13 protein-coding genes are annotated in these 16,985 nt (G+C 64.3%); 6 read left to right on the top strand and 7 right to left on the bottom strand.

Annotation, left to right across the window (positions count from 1 at the left end):
- Positions 1-104: 104 nt before the first annotated feature.
- The 3 genes from DAAJ005_RS05125 to DAAJ005_RS05115 are packed head-to-tail and all read right to left on the bottom strand — an operon-like array spanning position 105 to position 3,873.
- Complete coding sequence (locus tag DAAJ005_RS05125; RefSeq protein WP_151846176.1) at positions 105-1,076, bottom strand: hypothetical protein; 972 nt, start codon at positions 1,074-1,076, stop codon at positions 105-107.
- Complete coding sequence (locus DAAJ005_RS05120) at positions 1,073-1,597, bottom strand: PH domain-containing protein (RefSeq protein WP_151846175.1); 525 nt, start codon at positions 1,595-1,597, stop codon at positions 1,073-1,075. The genes DAAJ005_RS05125 and DAAJ005_RS05120 overlap by 4 nt, the downstream gene beginning before the upstream one ends.
- Positions 1,594-3,873, bottom strand: coding sequence for a bifunctional (p)ppGpp synthetase/guanosine-3',5'-bis(diphosphate) 3'-pyrophosphohydrolase (locus DAAJ005_RS05115; protein ID WP_151848400.1), 2,280 nt, complete (start codon positions 3,871-3,873; stop codon positions 1,594-1,596). Before DAAJ005_RS05115 ends, DAAJ005_RS05120 begins: the two co-directional genes overlap by 4 nt.
- A gap of 395 nt (positions 3,874-4,268) precedes the next feature.
- Here DAAJ005_RS05115 and DAAJ005_RS05110 point away from each other — a divergent pair, with 395 nt between their 5' ends.
- Together DAAJ005_RS05110 and DAAJ005_RS05105 are read left to right on the top strand one after the other, a co-directional pair.
- A complete protein-coding gene (locus DAAJ005_RS05110) occupies positions 4,269-5,216 on the top strand; it encodes a nucleoside hydrolase (RefSeq protein WP_226342582.1) in 948 nt (315 codons plus the stop codon).
- Positions 5,217-5,569: 353 nt separating this feature from the next.
- Positions 5,570-6,745, top strand: a complete 1,176-nt coding sequence (locus DAAJ005_RS05105) for a GGDEF domain-containing protein (protein ID WP_192930872.1) — start codon at positions 5,570-5,572, stop codon at positions 6,743-6,745.
- A gap of 126 nt (positions 6,746-6,871) precedes the next feature.
- On the opposite strand, the gene DAAJ005_RS05100 is transcribed toward DAAJ005_RS05105, so the two are convergent.
- Positions 6,872-8,785: an acetate--CoA ligase gene (locus DAAJ005_RS05100; protein ID WP_151846172.1), complete on the bottom strand. Its 1,914-nt coding sequence runs from the start codon at positions 8,783-8,785 to the stop codon at positions 6,872-6,874.
- A gap of 327 nt (positions 8,786-9,112) precedes the next feature.
- Here DAAJ005_RS05100 and ddrC point away from each other — a divergent pair, with 327 nt between their 5' ends.
- The 4 genes from ddrC (at position 9,113) to DAAJ005_RS05080 (ending at position 13,310) form a co-directional block, all read left to right on the top strand.
- Positions 9,113-9,814 (top strand): DNA damage response protein DdrC, encoded by a 702-nt coding sequence (ddrC, locus tag DAAJ005_RS05095; RefSeq protein ID WP_151846171.1) that lies wholly within the window; start codon positions 9,113-9,115, stop codon positions 9,812-9,814.
- 349 nt (positions 9,815-10,163) lie between these two features.
- On the top strand, positions 10,164-11,210 hold the full coding sequence (locus DAAJ005_RS05090) for an LptF/LptG family permease (RefSeq protein ID WP_151846170.1): 1,047 nt from the start codon (positions 10,164-10,166) through the stop codon (positions 11,208-11,210).
- Between the two features lie 139 nt (positions 11,211-11,349).
- Positions 11,350-12,456 carry an LptF/LptG family permease gene (locus DAAJ005_RS05085; RefSeq protein WP_151846169.1) on the top strand — a complete coding sequence of 369 codons (1,107 nt, stop codon included), beginning with the start codon at positions 11,350-11,352 and terminating at the stop codon, positions 12,454-12,456.
- Positions 12,457-12,581: 125 nt separating this feature from the next.
- The gene (locus DAAJ005_RS05080; RefSeq protein ID WP_151846168.1) at positions 12,582-13,310 is read left to right on the top strand and encodes a hypothetical protein; all 729 of its coding nucleotides are present in this window, start codon (positions 12,582-12,584) and stop codon (positions 13,308-13,310) included.
- A gap of 2 nt (positions 13,311-13,312) precedes the next feature.
- Here the strand turns inward: DAAJ005_RS05080 and DAAJ005_RS05075 are convergent, their stop codons facing one another.
- The 3 genes from DAAJ005_RS05075 to DAAJ005_RS19425 are packed head-to-tail and all read right to left on the bottom strand — an operon-like array spanning position 13,313 to position 16,913.
- Positions 13,313-14,518, bottom strand: coding sequence for a DegT/DnrJ/EryC1/StrS aminotransferase family protein (locus DAAJ005_RS05075; protein ID WP_151846167.1), 1,206 nt, complete (start codon positions 14,516-14,518; stop codon positions 13,313-13,315).
- Positions 14,515-15,138 carry an acetyltransferase gene (locus DAAJ005_RS05070; RefSeq protein WP_151846166.1) on the bottom strand — a complete coding sequence of 208 codons (624 nt, stop codon included), beginning with the start codon at positions 15,136-15,138 and terminating at the stop codon, positions 14,515-14,517. Before DAAJ005_RS05070 ends, DAAJ005_RS05075 begins: the two co-directional genes overlap by 4 nt.
- Positions 15,135-16,913, bottom strand: a complete 1,779-nt coding sequence (locus DAAJ005_RS19425; RefSeq protein ID WP_151846165.1) for a sugar transferase — start codon at positions 16,911-16,913, stop codon at positions 15,135-15,137. Before DAAJ005_RS19425 ends, DAAJ005_RS05070 begins: the two co-directional genes overlap by 4 nt.
- Positions 16,914-16,985: the final 72 nt, after the last annotated feature.

The raw sequence follows: 16,985 nt of genomic DNA, 5'->3' as shown, positions 1-16,985 counted from the left end.
CGGAAAAGCTCTAGTTTGTTAACTCCACGCCCGGAACCCGTCCTTCTCTTTCTCGCATCCGCTTGGATTGAAGCGTTTTGCAAACGATTCAATCGGAGTTTGTATTACCCTTCCAGATTCAGGTTGAACGGCTCTTTTAACCCTGCCTCCGCTGTGGCGATGGCGATGGCAGGAGCGTGGTTCAGGGCCAGCACGGCGCGGTAGGTGCGCGTGGCCAGTTCACGGTCTCCCTGGGCGTCGCGCACCTGCCCAAGTCGGGCCAGCGTCAGGCCGGTCAGGCTGCGGGGCAGATCGTCGGTCAGGGCGTGGGCGGCGCGCTCCAGCAACTCGCGGGCGGCCACCAGATCGCCCACCGCCAGATAGATTCCAGCGGCGGCAGCGGACAGTTCGGCTCCCGGCGTGACGCGGTCCCCGGTTTCGCGGTCCAGCGCGGCCAGCAGCGCGTTCAGATCGTCGTCCTCGCGCAGTTGCCACGCGCGGTCTGCCAGGGCACGCAGGCGGCTCGTTTCGCCGGGGGCAAAGCCCGTCAGGTCTGGCACGCGTGAATCCGGCAGCAGGTCCAGCAGCCCCGGCACATCATCCAGCGGAACGATCACGACGCCCGTCTGCCCGGCCAGTTTCGCCGCCAGTTCCGTCAGGCGTTTCTCGCGCCAGTGCGTTCCCGGCCCCTCGTCCAGCGCGGCGCGGGTGGCCGCGTGGTAGGCGCGGGCAGCGTCCAGCACCTCCGCGCCCACCACCTGCGCCGGAAGCATCGGCACCGTCACCAGCGCGGCGAACTCACGCTCGGCCCCCGCCGCCCCACGCAGGCGTTCGCGGCCCTGCGGGTACTGGCTCAGGAAGCCCTGGAGCTGGCCGTGTTCGGCGTCGGCCCACGCCCAGTCCGCCGTGAAGCCGTCCTGAATCCGTAGTCGGGCAGCGGGCAACGCGTCGCGCAACGGGTGATCGGGGTCCGTATCGCTGGCCCACAGCACTTCCGATGCGCCCAGATGCCGGATGATTTCCACCACGGTCCCGGCGTTGTACTGCGGGTGCAGCCTCAGCAGATCGCCCAGGTCCGGCAGAAGCGTGAGGGTCATGCGGCCAACCCTACCCCGCGCCGTGCCAGCTCGGCCAGAAAGGCGGCTGGATCGACAGGGGTCAGGAAGTAGTCGGCGTCGGCGGAATGCAGCAGCACGCCACCCTGGCTGGCGGAAGCGGCGGCCAGCACGCGACTGACCCCCTGCCCATCGTCCGACAGCGTGAAGTGCCCCGTCAGATACCCCGGCATCCCGGTCCCGAAAGTGCGGAAGCCCAGCACGCCAGAGGTCCGGCGGGCGCTCAGACCGGCATAGGGCAACCGGGTCTGATTCAGCACGCGTTGAATCACCACGGCGTCGGGGGTCAGGGTGTAGGCCAGACGGCGCCGGGCGAGCTGGAACAGGGCAAAGAGACACAGCGCCAGTGTGGTCATCAGAACCCGCAAAAACGGTGTGTTTTCCCTATCGGGAATCAGCGCCACGGCGAGGATGAGCGCAGGCACACCCCACGTCACGCTGCGGAACAGTGGCGAGGCGGACGCCGCCGCCAGGGGAATATCCAGCACCCGCGCGCCGCTCACGCGCTGGCCCCGCTGCTCTTGCGCCCGCGCGCGGCGTTGCGGCCCAGCCGCACGATGTCGCTCACGCCCGCCACCCTGGCAATCGCGGCGCGCACCTGCTCCAGGTCCGTGTTGCCGCGCACGCCCAGCCGCAGCAGAATGTGCGCCACGTTGTCCAGGTCCACGTTGGCCTCCACCTTCAGCGGGCTGCGTTTCTCGGCGCTCAGCGCGCCCAGCACGTCGGCCAGCAGGCCGTGACGGTCCGGGGCCACCACGTCCAGGTCCACCAGGGTCAGGCCCGGCATGCCCACATCCCAGCTCGCGGCCACGCAGCGTTCGGGTTCGACTTTCAGCAGCCGGATCATGTTGGGGCAGTCGATGCGGTGGATGCTGACGCCGCGTCCGCGCGTCAGGTAACCCATGATCTGATCGCCCCGGATCGGGGAACAGCAGTTGCTGAGCTTGGTGGCGGTGGTAAAGCCCTCCACGTACACGCCGCCGGTCTCGGGCGCGCGGGGCTTGGGACCGCGTTTGGTGGGAGCTGTGCCCTGCTCGCTGGCCAGACTGGGCGACAGGACCCGGCCCACCGCCGAGGGCGTCAGCTTGCCCGCGCTGATGGCGAAATACAAGTCATCCGGGTTGCGGGTGCTGAGCAGCTTCTGGGCGGCGTCCTCGAGCAGTTTGGTCCGCATCAGTTGACGCACCGGGAGCTGGCGTTTGCGCAGATGGCGCTCCAGCATGTCGTGGCCGCGTTGCCGGGCATCGTCGCGTTCCAGTTGCCGGAAATGGTGCCTGATCTTGGCGCGGGCGCTGCGGGTCACGGCAAAATTGAGCCAGTCCTTGCTGGGGTGGCCGTTCTTGCTGGTCACGATCTCCACCATGTCGCCGTTGCCCAGGCGGTGCGCCAGCGGCACGATGCTGCCGTTGACCCGCGCGCCCACGGTGGTCTCGCCGATGCGGCTGTGGATGTGGTACGCGAAATCGATGGTCGTGCTGCCCGACGGCAGGCTGACCGCCAGCCCGCGCGGCGTGAACACCCGCACCCGCTGGCCCAGGATGTCGGACTTGACCGCGTCCATGTAATCGCTGGCGTCGTTGATCTCGTCCTGCAATTCGCGGAGCTGGGAGATCCAGTTCTCGCGGTCCTTCTGCGCCAGTTGCGATCCCTGCTTGTACATCCAGTGGGCCGCCACGCCGAACTCGGCCACCTCGTGCATGCGGCGCGAACGGATCTGCACCTCTATGGGCTGGCCGCTCTGGCTGATCACGGTGGTGTGCAGCGACTGGTAGCCGTTGGGCTTGGGCACGGCGATGTAGTCCTTGAAGCGGCCCGGCAGCGGGGTCCACATGCTGTGCACGATGGACACCGTGTGGTAGCAGATGCGCTTTTCGCGGGTGGCCTCGGCCTTCTCACGGCGCTTGTCGTCGGTGCCCTCGGGCACGATCAGGTCACGCGGGGTCACGATCACGCGGATCGCCAGCAGATCGAAAATCTGCTCCAGGCCCTTGCCCTCGCGCTGCATCTTGCAGTGAACGCTCCACAGGTGCTTGCTGCGCCCGGAGATGTCGATGTCGGCCACCCATTCGGGCAGTTCCAGATCGTCGGCCAGCGCCTCGTCCAGTTGCGTGACCGCCTCGCCGATCAGCGCGTCGCGCTCGTCCTGGCGGCTTTGCAGGCGGCTTTGCAGGTAGGCGAAGTCGTCGGGGTACAGGTAGCGGAAGCTCAGGTCTTCCAGCTCCCACTTGATCTGCCCGATGCCCAGGCGGTGCGCCAGCGGGGCAAAGATATCCATCGTTTCACGGGCGATGCGCTGCTGCTTGTCGGGCCGCATGGAGGCCAGCGTGCGCATGTTGTGCAGCCGGTCCGCCAACTTGACCACGATGATACGGATGTCGTCGGTCATGGCGATCAGCATCTGGCGCAGGTTCTCGGCTTGCAAATCTCGCCCGGCGTCACTAACAGTTGCCGACTGCGATCCCTGCTTGCTCAGCTTGCTGACCTTGGTCTCGCCCTCCACGATGCGGGCCACGTCGCGCCCGAACAGGGTCTCGATCTGCTCGAAAGTCACGCCGTCCACGTCTTCCACCGTGTCGTGCAGCAGCCCGGCCATGATGCTGTCACTGTCCATGCCCAGCCGCGCCAGAATGACCGCCACCGCCACCGGATGCGTGATGTACGGCTCGCCGCTCTTGCGGTTGACCCCGGCGTGGGCGTCCCGTGAGAAGACGTAGGCCCGCTCGATGCCCTGCACTTCCGGGACCGGGCGACCTGTCACCAGCGCCCGGAGTTCCCCCATTCCATGTTCTTCCATTGCCTGTTCGGCGCGCTGCGGCACGCTCAGCATGGTAGCGCGGCCAAAGCCCGGATGACCGGAGTGTGTGTAGCTTTTGGACCGCCCCGGCGCGCCAGCACCGATGGCACAAAAAACACCCGCCGGAACAGGCAGGTGTGGAGGTTGGTGGGTGGAGAGGGTGCTGTCAGCGGTCGCGCACGCGAACAGGGATGGGGACTGGCTGGGGTTGAGGCGCGCCCCCCAGGATTTCCCGGAGCCAGTCGACAAATTCTTTCAGGCCCTTCATGACCGTATTTTAGCCACTTCGGGGTGGGACAGATGGCGCGCAGCTTACGATGAGTTAACCCAGCCGGGGGTGGTTAACCCTGTGTAAATCAGCAAATGACACAATGCCCCCCATGCCTGTCACGCCCACCCCTGCCCAGCCCATCATCCTGGACGGCGATCCCGGCCACGACGACGCCATCAACTTCCTGCTGGCGCTGATCAGTCCAGAGTTTCAGGTGCTGGGCCTGACCACCGTGTTCGGCAACGTGGGCCTGGACCACACCACCCGCAACGCCCTGATCGTGCGCGAACTGAGCGGTAAGGACGTGCCCATTTTTGCCGGAGCAGACCGCCCGCTGGTCCGGGGGCGCATCAGCGCCGAGTCGGTACACGGAGACAGCGGCATGGACGGCCCCGATTTGCCCACGCCGACGCGCGGGGCGGAGGCCGGGCACGCCGCTCAGTTCATTATCGACACCGTGCGCGCCCGCCCCGGCGAGGTCACGCTGGTGCCCACCGGGCCGCTGACCAATCTGGCGCTGGCCTTTCGCCTCGCGCCGGACATCGTGCCCCTGGTCAAGGGGGTGGTCTGGATGGGCGGCAGCACCGACACCGGCAACTGGACCCCCGCCGCCGAATTCAATGCGCTGGCCGATCCCCACGCAGCGCAGATCGTGTTCACGTCCGGCGTGCCGCTGACGATGTTCGGCCTGAACGTCACGCATCAGGCCATCGCGCACCCGGCCCGCGTGGCAGCCTTCCGGACGCTGGGCACGCGGGTGGGCGAATTCGCGGCGGTGCTGCTGGAATTCTTTGCCGAACACCACCGCGAGCGCTACGGCTGGGACGGCGGCGCGCTGCACGATCCGATGACCGTGGCGTGGCTGCTGCGCCCGGAACTGTTTACCTCCCGGCCCATGCACGTCGAGATGGACCTGACCGCTGGCCCCAGCGCGGGCCGCACGGTGGCCGACATGTGGAACGTGACCGGGCAACCGAAGAATGTGGAGGTGGTGACCGGAGTGGACGCAGACGGCTTTTTTGCCCTGCTGGTGGAGCGGTTGGGACGCTACCCATGAGCGCAGACTGGTACGGGTTCCGTTTGTTCCGTGCAGGAATCGGAACAGCGCCGATTCTTCCACTCCACGTCCGGAACCCGTTTTTCTCCTGCTCGCTCTCGTCATGAACAGGTGCCCATGAGGACGCTCTTCCTCTGCGTCGCAGCTCTGCGACTCCCGCTCGGATTTCCAGGTGTTTTCAACAACTTCCAATCAGAGTTTGCATAATTGAGGTAAATCCGGCAGCGTGAAAGGGTTTTGTGACAGAACTGTGGGCCAGACTCACGTAAGCTCAGGTCATGCGGTTCCCCGCGTTCTCCAGACTTTCAGATTCGGCGCGCGTCCGGCGCCCGCGCCCGAGGACCGGGGTGAGCATGGCGGCCGGGGAAACAGGCGACGTCACCCATGAACCTGGCGCGGAACTCAGGCACACCCTGCATCAGGGTCTGGCCCTGACCGCGCTGATCTGCGGTGTGCCCGTCCTGCTGATCCTGTGGGGACTGGAGGCGTCCAGTGCCGATCCCAGAGTGCCCATGCTGGGGGTGTACGCGGTCATGGCGCTGGTGTGCCTGTGGGCCGGCTACCGGATCGTCAGCGGCAAGTCGCTGGAAGGTGCGCTGAAGATCACCATCGCCTTCAATGCGCTGTTCGTGCTGTTTCAGGCGTATTACGGCGTGGTGGGAGGGCAGGTCAGCCTCAACATGTTCCTGATGCTGATCACCAACGCGGTCTTCAGGTATCTGGTGTTCGGCACCCGCAGCGCCGGGCTGCTGAATCTGGGCATGTTCGGCGCTGCCCTGGCGCTGGTGCTGCTGCGCGCGGTGCAGGGCGATCTGAAGCTGTCCTTCTTCGACCTCCAGCTCTTTCTATCCACCGGCACGGTGCTGATGCTGCTACACGCGCTGGCATGGTACAAGAACAGCTTCATCGCGCTGGCCCAAAAGCAGTTGCGGCTGGAACACGAGGCCTGGACCGATGCCCTGACCGGCCTGCCCAACCGCCGCCGCCTGTACCAGCAGCTCGAACTGCTGCTGGACCCGGCCCACCCGGACGCGGCTTTTCCAGACATGACAGTCCCTGGTAAGAGGACAGTCCCCGGTCAGGGCGGCAGCGTGATCATGCTGGACATCGATCATTTCAAGCTGGTCAACGATACGCACGGCCATCTGGCCGGAGACAGCGCACTGACACATATCGCCGGGCTGCTACGGCAGGAAGCGCAGGACGGTGAAACGCCGGGGCGCTGGGGTGGCGAGGAATTCATGCTGATCCTCCCTGGTGCAACCGGGGCCGGGGCCACCTGCCGGGCCGAGGCGCTGCGGCAACGGCTGCTGGCCTCGCCCCACCCGCAGGTCGGCCTGCTGACCGCCAGCTTCGGCGTCAGTGCCTGCCACGCGGGCGACGACCTGACCCGGCTGGTGGCGCGGGTGGACAACGCGCTGTATGGGGCCAAGGCTGCGGGCCGGGACCGGATTCATACGGCGGAGGCGGAGACGGCTTCGCCCGACTTTGACGGTGACACGGCGACTATGGCTGCGAGGGTGGTGTGAAGCTGTCCAAAGCCCAGTTTTGTTGACAGCCTGCCCTCCCCGCCGCCGCGCAGCTCCGCTCACAAACAGAAAGAGCGAGATCGAGGGACATCCCGTCACGTCTCCAGACCTCCGGGGACGCTCCCGCTAGCCCTCCAACGTGGTCAGGTCGCCGGGGTCTTCGCCCAGCGCCTGGGCACGTAGCACGCGGCGCATGATCTTACCGCTGCGGGTCTTGGGCAGGGCGGCGACGATTTCCACCCGGCCCAGCGTGGCAATCGGCCCCAGTTCGCGCCGCACATGCTCACCGATGCTGGCGCGCAGGCCAGGGCTGTCTGCCTGTGCGCTGTGGGAGGCCAGCAGGATCACGTAGGCGACGATGCTCTGGCCCTTCAGCTCGTCGGGAATGCCGATCACGGCAGCCTCGGCCACGGCAGGGTGAGAGACCAGGGCGTCCTCCACGTCCGAGCTGCCAATGCGGTGCCCGGCCACGCTCAGCACGTCGTCGGCGCGGCCCAGGATCGAGAAGCAGCCGTCCGCGTCCCGCAGGGCCAGATCGCCGGACAGGTAGCCCGCCGGGTTCTCGCTCCAGACCTGGGCGTACTTTTCCGGGTTGCCGTGGATGCCGCGCATCATGGACGGAAAGGGGCGGCGGATGACCAACTGGCCCTGCACGTTGTCGGGCAAGCTGTTGCCTGCCTCGTCCACCACGTCGGCCACCACCCCGGCCAGGGGGCGGCCCACAAAGCCGGGGCGCGCGTCCCAGCGCGGGTGGCTGCCCAGCGTGGGCGCACCCAGTTCGGTCTGCCACCAGTGATCGATGACGATGGCGTGCGCGCCTTCCCCCAGTCCCCCGCCCAGATGCTGCTGCGCCCAGCGCCACGCCTGCGGGTTCAGCGCCTCGCCCGCGCAGGCGATCACGCGCAGGCGGCTCAGGTCATAGGGTTCTAGCACCTCGGCCCCCAGCTTCATGAACAGGCGCAGGGTGGTGGGCGCGGTGAACAGCACGTCCACGCCATATTTCTCGACGCTGCGCCACAGGATACCGGGATCCGGGAAATCCGGCGCACCCTCGCGGAACAGCACGGTGGCCCCGGCTACCAGCGGGCCGTAGACGATATAGCCGTGGCCCACGATCCAGCCGATGTCGCTGGTGCAGAAGAACACGTCGCTCTCGGTGACATCGAACAGCGCCCCCAGATGGTAGGCGGTGCCCACGACGTAGCCCCCGTGCGTGTGGACCACGCCCTTGGGCTTGCCCGTGCTGCCGGAGGTGTAGAGGATGTACAGCGGATGCTCGGCCCCCACGGGTACGGCGGCGGCCCGCCCATGCGTGAACAGGCTTTCCCAGGCCACCGTGCGCGGGTCATGTTCGCGCGAGAAGGTCTTGATGCGCTCCCACAACACCAGATGCTGCACCTGCGGCAGATCGGCCACGGCCTCGGCCGCCACCGAGTACAGGTCCACCAGTTTGCCGCGCCGATACCCCACATCCGCCGTGATCACCACCCGCGCGCCCGCGTCAGTGATGCGGTCCCGCAGCGCGCCCACGCCCAGGCCCGCGTAGACCACCGAATGCACCGCCCCCAGCCGCGCGCAGGCCAGCATGGCAATGCAGCCTTCCGGGGTCAGCGGCATGTAGATCACCACCCGCTCGCCCAGGCCCACGCCCAGCGCCCGCAGTCCGGCGGCGGCGCGTTCCACCCGCTCATGCAGCATGCCGTAAGTCAGCACCTGTTCCTCACCCGTTTCCGAGAGCCAGATGAACGCCGCGCGGGTCCGCGCCTCGCCGCGCGCGTGGCGGTCCAGCGCGCTGAGGGTCACGTTGGTCTCACCGTCGGCAAACCACTGGAAATTCGGGGCCTGCCCGCTGAGGCCCTGGGTGGGTTCTCGGGTCCATTCCAGCTTGCGCGCCTGCGCCAGCCAGAAGGCGTCCGGGTCCGCCGCCGCCGCATCGATGTCTGCCTGCGGGTCGGAACGCAGGCGGGCCAGGACGCTCTGGGGGACGGGAAAGCGCTCGGCGGAAGGGGCAATGGGCGTGACCTGATCGGGTTCGGACATGGGGCAAACCTCCAGAAGTGGGTGTTTGGAGCGTGGAGAAGCTCGGTGTTGGGGGAATGGCGTTGTGCGTTCAGTCTAGTCGCGCTTACGGAGAAGGGGCGGTGAACTGCATGATCGAATTCCCAGTCTGTTTCCTCAGAGGACACCAGGAGGCACAGCCAAACGGGCCGCGCGGACATCCCGTCGCCTCCCTCCGGGGGCCGGACTTGCGAAGCTGCGAAGAAGAGGGGAAGAAGGGGTCTGGCACATCCTGGAACGCCCCTTCCAGCCCCTCTAAGCCATCCTCTGTAATTATGCTTATTACATAATTTATGCTATAATCTATGTATGCAAAACGCCCCGCTGACCCTCGAATTCGGCACCGTCCGGCTGCCCATCAGCGCCGACGGATTCCTCCTCGCTTCCTCTGCCCTGACGCAACTGGGGCTGACCCCTGCCGACTGGAACGCGCTGGCCGCCGAACATGATCTGACCTCACCCGCCCGCGACTTTGGCGCTGGGCCGGAGGCCACTCTGAGTCTGGCTGAATTCTCCCGGCTGGCCTTTGTGGTGGACACCGTGCAGGCGCGGCGCTGGCGCAAGCGGGCGCAGGACCTGCTGACCCGCGCGATGGGCGGCGACGTGAAACTGGCCGCGCAGATCGCCGAACGCAGCGCCGATCCAGGGGCGCGGCGCTGGCTGGCCTCCCGCCTGGAAAGCACCGACGCCCGCCGAGAGCTGATGGCGACGGTGGCCCGCCACGGCGGCGAGGGCAACGTGTACGGCCAACTGGGCAGCATCAGCAACCGCAGCGTGGTGGGCCTGGACAGCGCTGGTATTCGCCGCGAGCGCGGGGTGAAGGCCACCCGCGACGGCCTGAGCAGCACCGAACTGCTGCGGCTGGCCTACCTGGACGCCGCCACGGCCCGCGCCATCACCGAACGCGGCGCACACGGCAACGCCGCCATCCTGCACCTGCACGAGCGGCTGGCCCGCCACGAGCGCAAAGGGTGGGCCGGGGAAGGAGCCGGGGCACCACAGGCGGGATAGGGCAGTCCTCTCGTTCAGCCCTCTCCGCATGGAGGGGGCTTTCTTTTGTTGGAGGTGGGATTGTGGGGTGGCCGTTTGCGGTTTAACCCCTCCGCCCCTCCGGGGCACCTCCCCTTAGAAGGGAGGCAAGGGTTGCGGAATTGCTCGTCCAGCAGCGCTCTCTTGGCACTTCTTGAGGGGAGCTGGCTGCGTAGCAGACTGGCTGGCACAGCTCCGCAGGAGAGGGGTCAAACCATGTGGGCAGGCCAGAACCATTACCAAGCAATAGGCTCCCCTCCCCTACCCACCACCCCCACTAAACCCGCATTCCGCCCCCTTTTCCTCATGCTGGGCCGCTAGAATCCTGGCCGTGCCCATCCTGACCCGAACCGTACTCGGCGAGATCGCCCGCTGGTATCTGGCGGGCGTGGCGCTGTTTCTGACCCTGCTGATGACCGACGCCCTGAGCAGCACGGTAGGCAAGCTGCTGATCTACCACCCGCCTGTGTTCAAGGCGGTGGCGGCCTTTCTGTCGATCCTGCCGCAGAACCTGAACAAGACGCTGGTGCTGGCGGTGCCGTTCTCGATCCTCCTGGCCTTCTCGCGGATGCAGCGCGATAACGAGCTGAAGGCGATCCTGGCCAGCGGCATCCGCCCGCTGAGTCTGGTGTGGCCGCTGGCCATTCCCTTTGCGCTGGTGGGCGTGCTGGCGTACTTCAATGCAGGCACCCTGGTTCCAGCAGGGCTGGCGAACTGGGACCGCTCGTGGTACAGCATTTACGACATGGCCCCGCCGCCGCCCCAGCAGGAAAAATACACCTACGCCCCGCCCGACGCGCTGTATTACGCGGGCCGCGTGAACAATGACAGTGGCGGCGGTCAGGTGGCCCGGCTCGACGGCGTGATGGTCCAGCGCGGCGACGAGATCCTGACCGCACAGTTCGGCATCTGGGATTCGGGCAAGCAGACCTGGACGCTGAGCAACCCGTGGATCACGCGCCCCGGCCAGAACCCGCAGCGCTCCCCCACCGACGTGGTGGTGCCGCAGACCGATACCCTGCGCCCGCCGCCGCCCGCCGCCCAGCAGGTCAGCAACGCCGAGTTGCGTGCCGCCCTGGCGGGCAATACACTGAGCCGCAAGGGCGTGCGCGACTACACCTTTCAACTGGCGGCCCGCGTCGCAGACCCCGCCACGCCCATCGTTTTTGCCCTGGCCGCCGGGATGCTGGGCCTGCTGATCCGCAACCGCGCCGCCGCCTTTGCCGCCGTGCTGGTCTTTATCGTGTGCTTTTACGTGCTGTGGACCACCATGCCGGGGCTGGCCGGGGCCGGGGCGCTGAACCCCACCCTGGCCGCCTGGATTCCCAACCTGGCCTTCCTGCTGCTGGCGGGCGGACTGGCCTGGAGACTGCGCTGATGGTCATACCGGGTAGATCGCCGCGTCTTCCGGCAGGAGGGCAGGCTGCGCCTGTCACTTCCCACCCCGCCACCTTCACAAAGAAGCTAAAAGCGCCAGCACTCCAGTCTCAGCCTCCTCGATCCTCACAGGGTCAGCCATGAAACTCTTTGAACGCTACGTCCTGTCCGAGATTCTGCCCCTCCTGCTGGGGGCACTGGCCGCCGTGATCGTGCTGCTGGTGCTGGCGGCCTTGCAGGAGGTCATTGCGCCGCTGCTGGCCAAGGGGGCCAATCCAGTGCTGGTGGCGCGGGTGCTGGCGCTGAACGTGCCAGAGGCTGCCGCCCGCGCCCTGCCGATTGCGCTGATGTTCGCCACGCTGCTGGGGCTGTCGCGCCTGAGCAGCGATTCGGAGCTGAAGGGCGCATTGGCCGCTGGGATTCCGGCCACCCGGCTGCTGTGGCCGGTGCTGGCGCTGGGCCTGGGCGTGACCGTGCTGGCCTTTGCGCTGGGCGAGGGGCTGGTGCCGCGCGCCAAGGTGCAGGAGCGCAAGGTCAAGCAGGAGATCGTCTTCGACAACCCGCGCGTGATCGGTCTGGACGGAACAGGGGCAGACGGCCAGCGCATCGTACTGCGCGACGCCCTGAACCGCGCCATCAGCGTGGGCAGGATCGGCCCCGGCGGCACGCTGGAAGACCTGCGGATCGTGACCATGCAGGACGGATTGCCCCCCCGCGAGGTCATCACCGCCCGCTCAGGGCGCCTGCCGCCGGGCAGCAATGTGCTGGAACTGCGCGACGGCCAGCGCGTGACCTACCAGGACGCGCGCCCCGTGACGGTCCTGACCTTCAAGACGGGTAGCCTGCCGGTTCAGGACGTGCAGGCCGATCTGGACGCAGGCGGCGGCGAGCTGAAGCCCATTTACACGCCGCTGCGGGAGTTGTGGGCCAAAACCAATCTGTACCGCCAGCAAAACATCCGGTCCCCCGCCGACTTCACGGCGCTGCATCGCAAGTTTGCCGAGCCGCTGGCTGCCTTGGCGCTGGCCTTTTTTGCGGTCAGTCTGGCGGTCTTCACCTTCCGCAGCGGGCGTGACCTGGGGCTGGTGTGGGCGCTGCTGCTGACGTTCGCGTATTACGCCACCTGGAGCGTGTTCCGGGTGATGGGCGAGAACGGGGCAGTGTCCGGCGTGGTGGCCGCCTACGCCCCGGACCTGATCGCCGTGGTGGCTGGGGCGGCGCTGCTGTGGCTGACAGGGCGACGGTGAGGAACAGAGCGGGCTGTGCAGCTATGAAGCCACTGCTACGGGCGCTGGCACTTGGGGTGGGGCCGCTGCTAATTGCGGCGGGTGTTAGAAGCGTGTTAATTCTACCTATACCATCCAAGAATCTAATGTTCGCGCCCACTCAGGTCGAGAACTGCACTCAGCCACCAGTATTTAGCCTCTGGTATGAAAGCGGCAATAATTATGTACTTCCCAGAGATAGAGGCTTCAAGTTTTCTGGCAACGCATGGTTGAAAACCCGGCTGTGTTCTGGAGGCTTAATTAAAATTACTGCTGATGGTGAATTGGCTGGTTCTGAACATCCACGACTTATCGTTGCCTTTGACAACAATGTGATCTTAAATTCAGCTTTCGATCAACAGCGAACTATACAGCTACTTATTCCTAGGGCAGGTTATTTATATATAGCATATTTTAACGACTACTACTTAGCAGATATACGCATAGTAAACTTAGCTAAAATTCAGCTAAAAGCACCAAATTGCCGAGGGTTTCAGAATGTTAGTATTCCAAAGGAGAGTGGAGGTACTTGGTTTCCAAAAATTCACGCTGCCTCTCTCGTAAAGCCGCCTCCAATGATTTTAACGCCATGTGACGCGGGAGAACTAACCTTGAAAGTGCGAGGGCAAGAGGCAAATGCAATCTTCCCAGTTTTAGTAATTAAACAAAATGAGAAGGTAATCAAAACGATTTTCACTGGGTCAGGCTGGGAGGATCTTAATTTACAAGTGGCAGCTACACCTATTACAATCGCCGTAAGTAACCCATATAACGAAACTCTGGCAGACCGCAACCTGAACGTGCGCCGTATCGAGTTCATTCCCCGCCAGCCCTGAGTTCAGGCGTCTGCGCGCGTCGCTTCCCGCACCACCTCTTCCACCACATCCGCCACCGCACCCATATCGGCCTCAGTCAGCGTGGGATGCACCAAGAACATCAGCGAGGTCTCGCCCAGCTCCTGGGCCACAGGCAGCCGTTCCTTTGGCCCCAGCCCAACATCCGTGAACGCCTTTTCCAGATAGATCTCGGAGCAGGTGCCGGTGTAGCACGGTGCGCCACGCGCCACCACTTCAGCCATGATCCGGTCACGGCTCCAGCCCGCGCGCAGGTTTCCCGGCTGCACATACACATAAAACTTGTACTGGGCATGTTCCGAGCCTTCCGGCACCACGGGCACGCGCAGAGCAGGCAAATTCGCAAAGCGGTCGGCCAGCACCGCCGCATTGCTCTGGCGCTGCCCAGTCCACCCCGGCAGCTTCTGCAATTGCAGGCGGCCAATCGCAGCCTGGACTTCCAACATGCGCCAGTTGGTACCAAAGGACTCGTGGAGCCAGCGAAAGCCCAGTGGGTGTTCCTTGTTGTACACGGCGTCGTAGCTCTTGCCGTGATCCTTGAAGGCCCAGGCTTTGCTCCACAGCGCTTCGTCATGCATAACCAGCAGACCACCCTCGCCACCGGTACTCATGATCTTGTCCTGGCAGAACGAGAAGCAGCCCATGTGCCCGATGGTGCCCACATGCTGCCCGGCGTACTTTGCGCCGTGGGCCTGGGCGCAGTCCTCGATGACAAACAGGTTATGTTCGCGGGCAAGTTCCATGATCGGGGCCATGTCCGCAGGCCACCCGGCCAGATGCACCACGATGATCGCCCGTGTGCGTGGGGTCAGCACGGCGCGGATGGTCTCGGCGGTGATGTTGCCGCTGCTGCGGTCAATGTCGGCCATCACGGGCACGGCCCCACGCATCACGGCGGCGCTGGCCGAGGCGATAAAGGTGCGCGGCGTGGTAATCACCTCGTCGCCCGCGCGCACACCTAGGGCGTACAGCGCCAACTCCAGCGCCTGCGTGCCGTTGTGCAGCGCGATGGCATAAGGCACGCCCAGCACGGTGGCGTATTCCTTCTCAAACTCGCGGCCCTCGGTGCCCGTCCAGTAGTTGACCTTGCCTGAGCGCAGCACTTCGGTCACGGCCTCGATCTCATCAGATTCAAAGACGGGCCAGGGGGCAAGGGTACGGTCCAGTTGCTTGGGGGCGGTGTGAGTCATGTCTGTATTCTCTCCTCTTTTGGCCGGGCCGGTATACCCACCGCCACAGTGTTGGCAGGCAGATTCCGAACCACCACGCCGCCAGCGCCTACCGTTGTCCAGTGTCCTACCGTCACACTGGGCACAACCGCGCAGCCAACGCCTAAAAATACGCCTTCTTCTAGGTGAACCGCGCCCGCCAGATGCGCGCCGGGAGCCACATGCACGTAGTCCATCAACACGCAGTCATGATCTACCGTCGCGCCCGTGTTGACGATAACGTGACTTCCCAGCATGGTATCCGGCTGGATCACCGCGCCCGCGAATATGACAGTTCCCAGCCCTATCTGCACACTGCCATGCACGGTGGCCGCCGGGTGGACAACCGAGACCCACACCACATTCGGAAACCGGGCAACAATGTTATGCCGCGCCGCGTTGCTACCGATGGCGAGGACGGCGCGGCCTAGCGTACTTTCCAGGCGTTCCAGACCGCCCAGCACCGGGTAGCCCAGCACCGATCTGCCCCAGGACTCAGCGCGGTCATCCAGCACCCCGACCACGTCCATTCCCGCCGCGTGCAGGGTGGCAATCACCACCTTGGCATGGCCGCCCGCACCCACCACCAGAATGCCGCTCATGTTTCGCTGCTGGGGCGACCCTCGAATCTGGGCATAGTGGCCTCGCCCACCGCACTGATGCCCTCGCGCTTGAAAACCTTCTGTACAGTCATCCACAGGATTTTCATGTCCAGTGCAAAACTGCGGTTGTCCACATACCACACGTCCAATTTAAATTTCTCTTCCCAGGAAATGGCGTTGCGCCCGTTGACCTGTGCCCAGCCGGTAATGCCGGGCCTGACCTCGTGACGCCTAGCCTGCGTGGGCGTGTAGCGTTCCAGGTATTCCATCAGCAGAGGACGCGGCCCCACCAAGCTCATGTCGCCGCGCAGCACATTGAACAGTCCTGGCAACTCATCTAGCGAGGACGCACGCAGAAAGCGGCCCAGTGGGGTCAGACGTTCGCTGTCAGGCAGGGGCTGGCAGTTGCTGTCTGTCGCGTCGCGCATGGTGCGGAACTTGTACATGGTGAAGGACTGACCGCGCAGGCCGGGGCGCTGCTGGCTGAACAGGATGGGGGAACCGAGCTTGAGGCGAACGATTAGCCCAAGCGCCAGCATGGGAATGGATAAAACGGCCAGCCCCGCTGCCGAAGCAGCTACATCGACAGACCGCTTGAGCCGCTGACCTTTTCGGGCCTGCGCTTCGGCCAGAAGTTCTTGATACAACTCGTCCAGAGCTTCCCAGATCCGCTGGGATTGAAAGTCGCGCAGCACGCGCTCCTGTCCAGCCTGTCCAAATTGTCTTGCCAGCGCCTTGTCTTCCAGCAGACGCCGCAGGGCATCTGCCAGCGCCCCAGTATCGCCCACGGGAACCGTGAATCCAGTCACGCCATCCACAACGGCATCCACCGCGCCTGTCGCATTGGTTGCGACCACAGGCTTTGCAGCGGCAGCGGCTTCCAAGGGGGCAGTGGGAAATCCCTCGCGGTAGGTGGGCAGCGCCAGCACATCCATGAGTTGGTAATAGGGTGCAGTATCGGGAACGAACCCAGCACGCACGATGCCTGGATGGGTTTCGATGGTGTGACGAACATCGGCGGCCACCGGGTCGCCCTGTTCATAATCACCAACCAGAAGCAGACGTGTCCTGGGATTGGCCTCGTGAAGCCGCCCGAAAGCCTGCAACAGTTCCGCAATACCCTTGTCTTTCACAAAGCGTCCGACGAAACCTATGACAGGTGCATTTGCAGGGAGCGCAAGATCATTTTTCAATGTGAGTAACTGCTCTGTGGATGTGAATTCTGGGAGGAAACGCTGTGCATTGATGCCATTGCAGGTGCCGGATGCTAGGACTAAAGCCTTGACTGGGGATACCAGCTTGAGTTCAATCGCTCGATCTCTTAGGCTGGGACTAACGCAAATTACCCGATGGGCGCAAACACAGGCCAAGCGCTCCATCCAGGTTAATAGGATGCGCTTGGGTCCATTAGTGGTGTCGAGTCGTAGGCCGTGAAGTGTGTATACCCTAACTGGTATGCTTAACAGGGCCGCTGCAACGCTGCCAATCAACCCTGCCTTGGGTGTTCCTGAGTTGACAATTTCTGGGCGCAACTGTTTCATTAGATGTAACATTCTTACGAGCGATGCTGCATCTTTAAATAGAGATATCTCACGTTGCATACGGATAGAATGTGCATTTATGCCCTCTTGATGGGCAATCTGTTCGATAGCTTTGCTTGCGGAAGGCGATGTTGCGAGATGGACATCATAATTTTTATTTCTAAAGTAGGATAGTTGTCCTTGCAGGAATACCTTAGCACTTAGTGGTATAGTAACTATGTAGATTATCTTCATATGTACCTCTCTTCATCTTTTAACGTATGCACCTACTAATTTAACAATATGTTACGTTCTAATAAATGGTCT

It is taken from the genome of Deinococcus sp. AJ005 (assembly GCF_009017495.1).
In the GTDB taxonomy this organism is placed as follows: Bacteria; Deinococcota; Deinococci; order Deinococcales; family Deinococcaceae; genus Deinococcus.
Note: the sequence above shows the minus strand (reverse complement) of the source record. Positions and strands in the feature narration are given on the sequence as shown.

Bases quoted from the DNA above. Each gene is read 5' to 3' on its own strand.
- DAAJ005_RS05125 (WP_151846176.1), bottom strand. From the start codon at position 1,076: ATGACCCTCACGCTTCTGCCGGACCTGGGCGATCTGCTGAGGCTGCAC.
- DAAJ005_RS05115 (WP_151848400.1), bottom strand. From the start codon at position 3,873: ATGGGGGAACTCCGGGCGCTGGTGACAGGTCGCCCGGTCCCGGAAGTG.
- DAAJ005_RS05110 (WP_226342582.1), top strand. From the start codon at position 4,269: ATGCCTGTCACGCCCACCCCTGCCCAGCCCATCATCCTGGACGGCGAT.
- DAAJ005_RS05105 (WP_192930872.1), top strand. From the start codon at position 5,570: ATGGCGGCCGGGGAAACAGGCGACGTCACCCATGAACCTGGCGCGGAA.
- DAAJ005_RS05100 (WP_151846172.1), bottom strand. From the start codon at position 8,785: ATGTCCGAACCCGATCAGGTCACGCCCATTGCCCCTTCCGCCGAGCGC.
- ddrC (WP_151846171.1), top strand. From the start codon at position 9,113: ATGCAAAACGCCCCGCTGACCCTCGAATTCGGCACCGTCCGGCTGCCC.
- DAAJ005_RS05085 (WP_151846169.1), top strand. From the start codon at position 11,350: ATGAAACTCTTTGAACGCTACGTCCTGTCCGAGATTCTGCCCCTCCTG.
- DAAJ005_RS05080 (WP_151846168.1), top strand. From the start codon at position 12,582: ATGTTCGCGCCCACTCAGGTCGAGAACTGCACTCAGCCACCAGTATTT.
- DAAJ005_RS05075 (WP_151846167.1), bottom strand. From the start codon at position 14,518: ATGACTCACACCGCCCCCAAGCAACTGGACCGTACCCTTGCCCCCTGG.
- DAAJ005_RS05070 (WP_151846166.1), bottom strand. From the start codon at position 15,138: ATGAGCGGCATTCTGGTGGTGGGTGCGGGCGGCCATGCCAAGGTGGTG.
- DAAJ005_RS19425 (WP_151846165.1), bottom strand. From the start codon at position 16,913: ATGAAGATAATCTACATAGTTACTATACCACTAAGTGCTAAGGTATTC.